Origin of the sequence: Ramlibacter albus (genome assembly GCF_014297445.1) — a bacterium.
Lineage (GTDB): Bacteria > Pseudomonadota > Gammaproteobacteria > Burkholderiales > Burkholderiaceae_C > Ramlibacter > Ramlibacter albus.
This window is the reverse complement of sequence record NZ_JACORU010000005.1, coordinates 304009-313758: the sequence shown is the minus strand read 5'-3', so window position 1 is coordinate 313758 and position 9750 is coordinate 304009. Positions and strand designations below refer to the sequence as shown.

9 protein-coding genes are annotated in these 9750 nt (G+C 68.3%); 3 read left to right on the top strand and 6 right to left on the bottom strand.

The window, feature by feature from the left end; genetic code table 11:
- Positions 1-14 precede the first annotated feature (14 nt).
- Positions 15-2237 (bottom strand): DUF1631 family protein, encoded by a 2223-nt coding sequence (locus H8R02_RS15765; RefSeq protein WP_187082391.1) that lies wholly within the window; start codon positions 2235-2237, stop codon positions 15-17.
- Positions 2238-2339: 102 nt separating this feature from the next.
- On the opposite strand from H8R02_RS15765, the gene H8R02_RS15760 reads away from it, so the two are divergent.
- The 3 genes from H8R02_RS15760 (at position 2340) to H8R02_RS15750 (ending at position 5356) form a co-directional block, all read left to right on the top strand.
- Positions 2340-2810 carry a hypothetical protein gene (locus tag H8R02_RS15760; protein WP_187082390.1) on the top strand — a complete coding sequence of 157 codons (471 nt, stop codon included), beginning with the start codon at positions 2340-2342 and terminating at the stop codon, positions 2808-2810.
- A 185-nt stretch (positions 2811-2995) separates the two neighbouring features.
- Positions 2996-4675 (top strand): DEAD/DEAH box helicase, encoded by a 1680-nt coding sequence (locus H8R02_RS15755; protein ID WP_187082389.1) that lies wholly within the window; start codon positions 2996-2998, stop codon positions 4673-4675.
- Between the two features lie 27 nt (positions 4676-4702).
- Positions 4703-5356, top strand: a complete 654-nt coding sequence (locus H8R02_RS15750) for an NAD(P)H-binding protein (RefSeq protein ID WP_187082388.1) — start codon at positions 4703-4705, stop codon at positions 5354-5356.
- Here H8R02_RS15750 and H8R02_RS15745 read toward each other — a convergent pair.
- From H8R02_RS15745 to H8R02_RS15725, 5 genes are all read right to left on the bottom strand, one after another.
- The gene (locus H8R02_RS15745) at positions 5353-6114 is read right to left on the bottom strand and encodes a transglutaminase-like domain-containing protein (protein ID WP_187082387.1); all 762 of its coding nucleotides are present in this window, start codon (positions 6112-6114) and stop codon (positions 5353-5355) included. The two genes, H8R02_RS15750 and H8R02_RS15745, sit on opposite strands and share 4 nt — an antisense overlap.
- 93 nt (positions 6115-6207) lie before the next feature.
- Positions 6208-6951 (bottom strand): FadR/GntR family transcriptional regulator, encoded by a 744-nt coding sequence (locus H8R02_RS15740; RefSeq protein WP_187082386.1) that lies wholly within the window; start codon positions 6949-6951, stop codon positions 6208-6210.
- Between the two features lie 18 nt (positions 6952-6969).
- Positions 6970-8019 carry an ABC transporter ATP-binding protein gene (locus H8R02_RS15735; RefSeq protein ID WP_187082385.1) on the bottom strand — a complete coding sequence of 350 codons (1050 nt, stop codon included), beginning with the start codon at positions 8017-8019 and terminating at the stop codon, positions 6970-6972.
- 10 nt (positions 8020-8029) lie between these two features.
- The gene (locus tag H8R02_RS15730) at positions 8030-8872 is read right to left on the bottom strand and encodes a carbohydrate ABC transporter permease (protein WP_187082384.1); all 843 of its coding nucleotides are present in this window, start codon (positions 8870-8872) and stop codon (positions 8030-8032) included.
- On the bottom strand, positions 8869-9735 hold the full coding sequence (locus H8R02_RS15725; protein ID WP_187082383.1) for a carbohydrate ABC transporter permease: 867 nt from the start codon (positions 9733-9735) through the stop codon (positions 8869-8871). The genes H8R02_RS15730 and H8R02_RS15725 overlap by 4 nt, the downstream gene beginning before the upstream one ends.
- Positions 9736-9750 lie beyond the last annotated feature (15 nt).

The following is a 9750-nucleotide window of genomic DNA, read 5'->3' as shown; positions in this document are numbered from 1 at the left end:
GGCCTGGGCCCACTCTACGGCTTCTTGTCGCCCAGGGAGTTCTTCAGGGCCTGCTGCGCCACCTGGTCCAGCGCCTCGTCGATGACGTTGCGGTCGGCCACCACCTTGATGTGGCCCATGGCGCGCAGCTTGTCCAGCGTGCGGCGCGACATCGAGTGCGCCGTGCCCACCTGCGCGGTGAACATGAAGAGCGTGCCGTGCGGGCTGCACCACGTGAGCTGCGCGCGGATCCAGCGGCCGCCGACGTTGAGCTCCACCCAGCTGCCCACGCGCAGTTCGTCCACTCGCAAGGGCGCGGCGCCCTCGGCCTCCTTTTCCTCCTGCGGGGCCTCCGGGCTGGCCACGTGCTCCGGCGCGAAGTACTGCTCCTGGTCCACGAAGCCCGACTCCTCGGCCTCGCCCTTGTCCAGCCACAGCGAGTCCTGCTCGTCCTTCGTGTCGCCGAACTTCGACGGCTCGGACCACGCCGAGTCCGCGGCGGCATGCACCTCGGGGTCGGCGCCCTCCTGCACGGCGTCCTTGTGCAGCGTGATCAGGTGGTCGAAGAAGCGCTGCGTGAGCTCGGGCGGGTAGCCGATGCGGTCCAGGCCCTCGCGCAGCTTGGCGATCAGGCCGGGGATCATCTGCACGAGGCGGCGCGCGCGGCCGCGCTGCGCGGTGGACTTCTGCACGCTCCAGATCAGGTCGTCCACCAGTGCACGGTAGCCGAAAGGATCGGCCTGGCCGTCCACGCAACTGAGTTCGGCTTCGGCCACGACTTGCGACCACGAGTTCTTCAGGAAATCGGCGATGAAGTCGGCGACCTCCAGCCCTTCGAGCGACGCCGCGAACTCGGACGCGAGCTTCTGCGCGAGCAGGTTGCGCTGCTCCGCGTGCAGCAGCGCACGCGCGGCCTCTTCGCGCTTGGCGCGCAGGTTCTGGTCGTCGCCGGACCAGTTCTTGTGCAGCGTGTCGAGCAGCTCGCCGAACGTGTCGGCATCGGCCACCTTGCTCTCGGCGGCCCACTTGAAGGCCTTCTCCACCGTCACGACAAAACGCGCCCAGCCCTCGTCGGTCTCCGACGAGAACGCCAGGCTGCGCTGCGTGACCTTGTCCAGCAGTTGCCGCGCGGGGTGGTTGCGGTCGGAGAAGAAACGCGAGTCCTCCTCCGCGAGTTTCTGCACCGCGGGCTCGATGGCCTTGAGCTGCTTCTTGAAGCCGGGCAGCAGGCGCTGGTCCTGCGCGAGGTTGTCGAACATCAGCCGCACCACCTCGTCGCCCAGCTGCTGGCCGATGCGCTGCGAGGGCGCGTTGGGCTGGGCGGGCGGCTCGGCAAGCATGTCGACCGGCGCGGCAGGAGCCGGTGTCGGCTTCTGCCGCTGCTCCAGGCGCTTGATCAGCGCCTCGGAGCCGCCCTTGAGGTCCTGCAGCAGCGCCATCGACGCGGGCACGGTGTGCAGGAACTCCTGCCGCGGCTTGGGCGAATCGAAGTCGCCCGCAAGCAGCTTGCGCAGCTTGTCCAGCGTGAGCAGCGTCTTGGCAACCGAATCCGCCACCGTCTGCGTCGGCGCGCCCGTGCCCTTGCTGGCGCGGCCGCCCAAGGGGACTGCAGGCTCGACACCCGTGGACGTGAGCCAGTCGGCGAGTTCGCGATAAAGCTTGCGCAGGTTCACGCCCAGCAGGCCGGCCGCGGGCGCGACGAGCGCCTCGCGCACCGTCACCTCGGGCAGGTGCACCGACAGCGTGTGCTGCAGCGCGCGCACGAACACCTCGGGCCGCAGCGGGTTCAGCCCCGGCTGGATGGTGCGCCACCCCAGCAACGTGCTCACGAGCGCATCGACCGCGGGCAGCACGTCGTCGACGGCCGTGGCCACTTCCTGCTGCGCGCGCGCCACCTCGATGCTCGCGTCGAGCTGTTCGTCCTCGAAGAGCTTCAGGTCCTCGAACCGCAACGCTTCGGTGGCTACGGTTTCCTTGCCGCCGCCTTCGTAGACGAGCCGCGTGAGTTCGGCCTTGAACACCTCACGCACCGCTTCGCCCTGCCGGTTGAGGCTGTCGATGCCGGCCTTGATGCCCGGCTGCTGGAAGCCGCGCACGTGGCGCGGATGGCCCGGCGTCGATGCGTGCGTGAGGCCCACCAGCATCTCGATGATGAGGGTGTCGCAGTGGCCCAGCATCGCCTCGATGCAATCGTTCAGGGACGGCTGCAAGGCGGTGGGGTCGTCGGCCACCCCCATACGTTTCAAGAGCTTGGCCATGGGTGCTGAGCGATTATGGTTGGTGTTTCCACTAGGAGCCCGCGTCAACTCATTGTAAGTATGAGTAACCATCCTGAGTACACCACACACAGGAGACTCGCCATGATGTATCTCAAGTCCGACGCGGGACGGCACGAAGTGCAGGCCCGCAGCCTCGCCCTCACCCCGGCGCAGCGGCAGGTGCTGATCCTCTGCGACGGCGAGCGCTATTACGAGGACCTGGTGGAGATGATGCCCGCGGCCACGCTGCGCCCCGCCCTGGAATACCTCTGCGAGCAGGGCCTGTTGCAGCCGAAAGACATTGCGCGCCCCGTGAAGGAGGAGCCCGTGCCGCTGGACGAGGCAAGCCGCTTCCGCGCCATGGTGGAGCTTGCGACCTCGATGGCCGTGGACCTGGGGTTCGTCGCGCGCATCCAGGCACAGCTGGCGATCGAGAAGGCGCAGAACCCGCAGGACCTCACCGGCGTCGTCGCGCTCCTGTACAGGAACCTCGCCGAACACGGCAAGAAGACGCCGCTGCTGGCTCTTCGGTTGAACAAGCTCAGGCAGCTGGCGCAGATGCAGCCGGCCTGATTTCGCGATCCATGCGACAATAGCGGCTTCCGCGGACCCCAGTTGCCCGCGGCTCAGCGGTCCTCGCTGGGGAGCCCCCCGGGCTCCCGTTTTACGCAAACTCCACTTGCCTTGACTGGACGCCGGTGCAATGCACCGGCAACTGGCACGTGGTCCCCGCGCCCGGGAAGGCGCTTTATCTCTCAATGACTTTTGACGATCTGAAACTGGCACCGGCCATCCTCAAGGCGGTGCACGAAGAGGGCTACGAAACGCCCACCCCCATCCAGGCCCAGGCGATCCCCGCCGTACTCGAAGGCAAGGACCTTCTGGCGGGCGCGCAAACCGGCACCGGCAAGACGGCGGCCTTCACGCTGCCGATGCTGCACAAGCTGACGCACGGCCGCAGCACCACCAACAAGTTCGGCGTGGACGGCATCGCCGCCCTCGTGCTCACGCCCACGCGCGAGCTCGCCGCGCAGGTGGAAGAATCCATCCGCACCTACGGCAAGTACCTGCCGCTGTCGTCGACCGTGATCTTCGGCGGCGTGGGCATGAACCCGCAGATCCAGAAGATGAAGGCCGGTGTCGACATCCTCGTGGCGACGCCGGGCCGCCTGCTCGACCTGCACGAGCAGGGCTTCATGGACCTGTCCACCGTGGAGATGCTGGTCCTCGACGAAGCGGACCGCATGCTCGACATGGGCTTCCTGCCCGACGTGAAGAAGATCCTCGCGCTGCTGCCGCAGGCCAAGCAGAGCCTGCTGTTCTCCGCCACGTTCAGCGACGAGATCCGCGAGCTGGCCCAGCGCCTGCTGCGCAACCCGGAGTCGATCCAGGTCACGCCGCGCAATACCACGGTGCAGCGCATCTCGCAGGTGGTCCACCCCGTGGGCCGCGAGAAGAAGAAGGCCCTGCTCGCGCACGTGATCAACGAGCACGACTGGAGCCAGGTGCTGGTGTTCACGCGCACCAAGTTCGGCGCGAACAACGTGGCCGAGTACCTGAACAAGCAAGGCATCACCGCGATGGCCCTGCACGGCAACAAGAGCCAGACCGCGCGCACGCAGGCGCTGGCCGGCTTCAAGAGCGGCGACCTGCGCGCGCTGGTGGCCACCGACATCGCCGCCCGCGGCATCGACATCGACGACCTGCCGCACGTGGTGAACTACGAGATCCCCAACGTGCCGGAGGACTACGTCCACCGTATCGGCCGCACCGGCCGCGCGGGCAAGGAAGGCCAGGCCGTCTCCTTCGTCTGCCTCGACGAGGAAGGCTTCATGCAGGAGATCGAGCGCTTCACCAAGCAGCAGATCGCCGTGAAGAAGGTCGAAGGCTTCGAGCCCGAGCCCACCGAGCGCGCCGAGCCTATCGCCATGGGCCGGCAGGTGCTGTGGGGCGGCGCGGGCCGCATGCCTTCGCGCGAAGTGATGAACGCGGCGGCCAAGGCGGCGCGCGGCGAGATGATGCAGCGCGTGCGCGAGCGCAAGGCGGCCGAGGGCCAGCCCAAGCCGCGCCACGCGCCGCAGCGCAAGGCCGAGGGCGGCTCGTCGCCGAAGCCGGCGCCGGCCGGCGGCCGCGGCGGCAAGCAGCGCGCGCGCCCGCAGCACGCCCAGCCGCAGCCCCGCCGTCACGAGGGCCACGGGCAGACGGAGCACATGGCGGCGCGCGACGTGCGCGAAGACCGCGACGACGACCGCATGCCGCGCAATGTGGACCCCCTTCGCACCAACCTGCCGGGCCGGCGCGACATGACGGGCCTGCGGTCCGTCAGCGCCACTGGCCAGCCCGACCCGACGCGCACCAGCGTCGACAGCATGGGCGCCGGCAAGCGCCGCGGCGGCAACGGCGGCGGCAACCGCGGGGGCCAGCGCCGCTACGGCTGATGAGTTGCGCGCGCACAATGCGTGTCCATGGACACCAAACGCGCGCGCTCTGTTGCCGTCGCCGGGGCCACGGGCCTCGTCGGCCGCGAAATCCTCCAGCGCCTCACGGCGGATGAATCTGTGGCGGCGGTCCATGCACTGGTCCGCCGCCCTTTGTCTTTCACCCACCCGAAGTTGACGTCGCACGTCGTCGATTTCGCGGCACTCCCTCCACTCCCACCCATCGACGAGGCCTACCTCGCGCTCGGCACCACCATCAAGGTGGCCGGCAGCCAGCAGGCTTTTCGCGCGGTGGATTTCGATGCGAACCTCGCCGTCGCGAAAGCCGCGCGTGCCGCGGGTGCGAAGCGCCTGGGCCTCGTCAGCGCGATGGGCGCCGATGCACGTTCGTCGATCTTCTACAGCCGCACCAAGGGCGAGCTCGAGGATGCGCTTTCAGGCCTCGGCTATGAAGGCATCGTGATCGCACGCCCCTCCATGCTGGCCGGCGACCGCGAGTCGCTCGGCCAGCCGGTGCGCGGCGGCGAAGTGCTCGCACTGAAGGTGAGCAAGGCGCTGCGCGGCTTCATCCCGAAGAACTATCGCTCGATCCAGGCTGCGGATGTGGCGCAGGCTCTGCTTGCGAACGTGCCGCGCGCGAGCGGGACGCGTGTGTTGTTGTCGGGTGAGATGCAGCCCTAGGAGGGGCGCATCACGGCGCCGCGGCTGCCTTCGGCGCGCAGCTCGCGGATGACGCGCTCCATCGCGGGCGCCACCACGTTCCAGTGCAGCGCGCGCACGACGCGCGGGAACTCGGCGCGCCACTCGGGCGAGCTGACGAGGTCCTCGGGGTCGTGGTAGACGCCCAGGTCGCGCAGCACCATCGGGTCTTCTTCCGTCGACTCGCCGCCCAGGTAGGCGTCGTCCACGCCGTTCCACAGCGACGCGCCGGCCACGTGGATGCCGTAGCCGCACTGCCAGCCGGCGTCCTTCAGGCGCTGGCGCGCGGCCGCCATGAAGACGGCGTCGAAGATGTACGTGTCGGTGCGCACCCAGCGGCCCAGCCAGATCTCCGCAACGGGGCGCGACGCGCGCGTCATGTTGGGGACCAGGCCGCGCAGCATGTCCACGCGCAGCTCGGCGTAGCGCAGCCGGGCCGGTATGCCGGCCGCGCGCAGCAGCGCGACGAACACGGTGCCCTTGTCGTCGGCATCACCGCAGCCGGCGTCGATCACCTCGCGCGCGGTGCGCAGGCGCATCTTCATCGGCTTGGAGAACGGGATGCGCTTGACGAAGCCGAAGATCGCCAGCGCCTTCTCGCGCTCGGTTTTGCAAAGCTGGGTGAGCGAGCGCGCCTTCAGGCGCAGCTTGGGGTCGTCCAGGTCGAGCAGCGGCGTGGAGACCAGCCACAGGCGGGGGTCCTCCTCGAATGCTTTACCGTGAGCTGGAACGGCGGACACGATGTAATCGTTTTGAACTACAAACTTGTATAGACAAGAATTGTAGAGGATGCGGGCTGTCAAACCGATGTCAGCCCGGCGACGGCGAGGGGATTAAACCCTTAGCAGCGTCGCCGGCATGTTCAGCCGCGGCAGGCGGCGGCGCGAACCGAGCACCGCCTCGATGTCGTCGCGCGCGCTGTCGATCAGCAGCAGGATCGACTTTTCCGCGCGTGCGGGGTCATGCGCAGCGACAGCGTCGAGCACCGCGCGATGCAAAGGCAGCGAGCCGCGCGGCCCGTCCTTGCGGCTCGTGGAGATCTCGAAGCTCGTGCGAAGCAGCGCCGAGAGTGCCTTGCTCATCTGCACGAGCATGCGGTTGTGGCTGGCTCGCAGCAGGCCCTGGTGGAAGCGCAGGTCGAAGGTGACGTAGTCGCCGCCCTCTTCCACCGCACGGCGCATGCCTTCGTACGCGGCTTCGATCTCGGCGACGTCCTGCGCCGTCGCGCGCTCCGCGGCCATGCGCACGGCCGCGGGCTCGACGACGCGGCGAGTCTCCTGCAGGTCGCGCAGGAACTCGCGCGTGAGGCCCACCTTGGACTGCCACGCCACCACGTCGGGGTCGAACCAGTTCCACTGGTCGGAGGGGAGCACGCGCGTGCCGACCTTCGGGCCGGTGGAGACGAGCCCCTTCGCCACCAGCGACTTCACGGCCTCGCGCACGACGGTGCGGCTCACGCCGAACTCCTCGCACAGCGTGGGCTCGGGTGGCACGGTCGCGCCCGGCGGGTAGCGGCCGGCGATGATCGCCTCGCCCAGCGCGTCGAGCGTGTTGCCGTGGACGTTCTTGGGCTTCATCGCCGTCGCGCCATAGGCCTAGAGGCGCTTGCCGCCGGCCTCGTCGAACACGTGCGCCTTGTCGGCGTCCAGCATGACGTGGATGACGTCGTCCGGCTGCGCGTCGGTGCGGCCGTGGATCACGGCGATGAGCTGCTGGCCCCCCACTTCGAGCAGGAGCTCCGTCTCGGCGCCGGTCGGCTCCACCACCACCACTTTCGCGGCGGCGCCCTCGCCCGCGATCTGCAGGTCGCTCGGGCGCACGCCGTACTGCACCTTGGCGCCTTCGGCCGCCGTGCACCCGGGCGGCAGCGGCCAGCGCGCGCCGAGCGCCTCGACCGCGCCGCTTCGCACCACGCCCTCGAAGACATTCATCGCGGGCGAGCCGATGAACTGCGCCACGAACAGGTTGCCGGGCCGGTCGAACAGCTCCAGCGGCGTGCCGATCTGCTCGATGATGCCGTCGTGCATGACGACGATGCGGTCGGCCATCGTCATCGCCTCGATCTGGTCGTGCGTGACGTACACCGTGGTCGTCTTCAGCCGCAGGTGCAGCGCCTTGATCTCCGCGCGCATCGCCACGCGCAGCTTCGCGTCGAGGTTGGACAGCGGCTCGTCGAACAGGAACACCTGCGGGTCGCGCACGATCGCGCGGCCCATCGCGACGCGCTGGCGCTGGCCGCCCGACAGCTCGCGCGGCAGCCGGTCGAGCAGGTGGGTGAGGTTGAGGATGCGCGCCGCGTCGTCCACGCGCTTGCCGATGGTGGCCGCGTCCGCGCGGCGCAGCCGCAGCGAAAAGCCCATGTTGTCGCGCACGCTCATGTGCGGGTAGAGCGCGTAGCTCTGGAACACCATCGCGATGTCGCGGTCCTTCGAGTCGAGGTCGTTGACGACCTTGCCGCCGATGACGATCTGCCCGTCGGTCACTTCCTCCAGCCCGGCCAGCATGCGCAGCAGCGTGCTCTTGCCGCAGCCGGACGGCCCGACGAGCACGACGAACTCGCCGTCCGCGATGTCGAACTCGATGCCGTGGATGACCTTGGCCTTGTCGAAGGACTTGTGGATGTTCTTGAAGGAAACGGCGGCCATGGGTGTTCGATCAGGACTTGACGGCGCCGGCGGTGAGCCCGCCGACCATGTAGCGCTTGAACGCGTAGTAGATCGCCGCCGGCGGCAGCGCGTAGATGAAGCCGGTGGCCATGAGCAGCTCCCACGGCGAATCGTCCGACGACAGGAAGTGGCCCAGCGCCACGGCGAGCGTCATGCTCTCGTCGCGCGACAGCAGCAGGAAGGCGTAGAGGTACTCGTTCCACGCGAGCAGAAGGGCATAGGTGCCCACTGCGACGATGGAGGGCATCATCAGCGGCAGGTAGACCAGGCGGAACAGCTGCAGCGGCGTGGCGCCGTCGATGCGCGCGGCCTCGTCCAGCTCCCAGGGCAGCTTGTCGCTCGCCTGCTTGAGCACCCAGATGCAGTAGGGCGAGGCGATGGTTACCATCGCCAGGATCAGCGCCCACTGGTTGTTCAGCAGCCCGTAGACGCTCATTGCCTTGTACATCGGCACCGCGAGGAAGGCCGCGGGGATGAAGTAGGTGAAGAGCGCCATGTTCATCACCGTGCGGCCGCCGCGCACCTTCAGCCGGCTGATCGAGAACGCCGCGCAGGTGGCGATGACGAGCGTGAGGGCGCCGACCGTCACCGCGATGAGCACCGAGTTCCACAGCTGCGTCCAGAAGTGGACCAGGTAGAAGTGCTCCTGCCGGAACACCACGCCGAAGTTGTGGAGCGTGGGATGGTCCGGCCACAGCTTGCCCGCCGTGACTGCCTCGCGCGGCGAGATGGACAGCACAAACAGGTGATAGACCGGGATGATCGTCCACAGGAACACCGGGATGCCGATGAGGAGCAGGCGCCCCTCGTCGAGGACCTTGCGCATCTTCATCGGGACAACCGCTTCATCATGAAGAACACGAGGGGCAGAACGAGCGGCAGCGCCACCACGATGGAGGCCATGGCCAGGTCCACCTGGTCCAGCCGCAGGTAGCGGATGCCGACGGTGGCGAGCACGTGCGTGAGGTCCGCGGGCCCGCCGCCGGTGAGCAGGTAAACGCTGTTGAAGTCGCCGAGCGTCCAGATCATCGAGAGGATGGTCGACGTGAGGTAGAGCCCCCGCATCGACGGCCACGTGATGTACCTGAACTTCTGCCAGCGCGAGGCGCCGTCCACCGACGCGGCCTCGTACTGCTCCGCGGGAATAGCGAGGCGCCCCGCCATCAGGATCAGCGTCCAGAACGGCAGCGACTTCCAGATGTGCATCAGCATCGAGAACGAGAGCGCGAGCGTCGGGTCGTTCAGCCAGTTGGGCCCGTCCGCCGCCGTGAGCCGGAAGATCGTGCTGTTGATCACGCCCCACTCGGGGTTCAGCATGAACCGCACCGAGAGGATGGTGGGGATCGACGGCACCGCCCACGGCAGGATGAACAGCACCGAGAGGATCTTGATCCACCAGCGCTCGTGGATGAAGAAACCGGAGAGCAGCAGCGCCACGATCATCTTCAGGTTGATCGCGACCACCAGGAAGATGATGGTGTTGACCGCGGTGCGGAAGAAGATCGGGTCGTCCGCGAGGTGCACGTACGAGGACGGGTGGCGCGCCAGCCAGAGGCCGTAGCACACCGGGTAGAGCACGAAGACGAGGAAGATCACGAGGTAGGGCGCGATGAGCGCCCGGCCCCAGAACTGCCAGCTCGTCGAGCGGCGCGCCGCGACGGGCGCGCTGCTTTCCACCGGCAAGGTTGCGCTCATGCCCGCCCCCCGCCG

Bases quoted from the DNA above. Each gene is read 5' to 3' on its own strand.
- H8R02_RS15735 (WP_187082385.1), bottom strand. From the start codon at position 8,019: ATGGCCGCCGTTTCCTTCAAGAACATCCACAAGTCCTTCGACAAGGCC.
- H8R02_RS15730 (WP_187082384.1), bottom strand. From the start codon at position 8,872: ATGAAGATGCGCAAGGTCCTCGACGAGGGGCGCCTGCTCCTCATCGGC.
- H8R02_RS15740 (WP_187082386.1), bottom strand. From the start codon at position 6,951: ATGAAGCCCAAGAACGTCCACGGCAACACGCTCGACGCGCTGGGCGAG.
- H8R02_RS15760 (WP_187082390.1), top strand. From the start codon at position 2,340: ATGATGTATCTCAAGTCCGACGCGGGACGGCACGAAGTGCAGGCCCGC.
- H8R02_RS15755 (WP_187082389.1), top strand. From the start codon at position 2,996: ATGACTTTTGACGATCTGAAACTGGCACCGGCCATCCTCAAGGCGGTG.
- H8R02_RS15765 (WP_187082391.1), bottom strand. From the start codon at position 2,237: ATGGCCAAGCTCTTGAAACGTATGGGGGTGGCCGACGACCCCACCGCC.
- H8R02_RS15725 (WP_187082383.1), bottom strand. From the start codon at position 9,735: ATGAGCGCAACCTTGCCGGTGGAAAGCAGCGCGCCCGTCGCGGCGCGC.
- H8R02_RS15750 (WP_187082388.1), top strand. From the start codon at position 4,703: ATGGACACCAAACGCGCGCGCTCTGTTGCCGTCGCCGGGGCCACGGGC.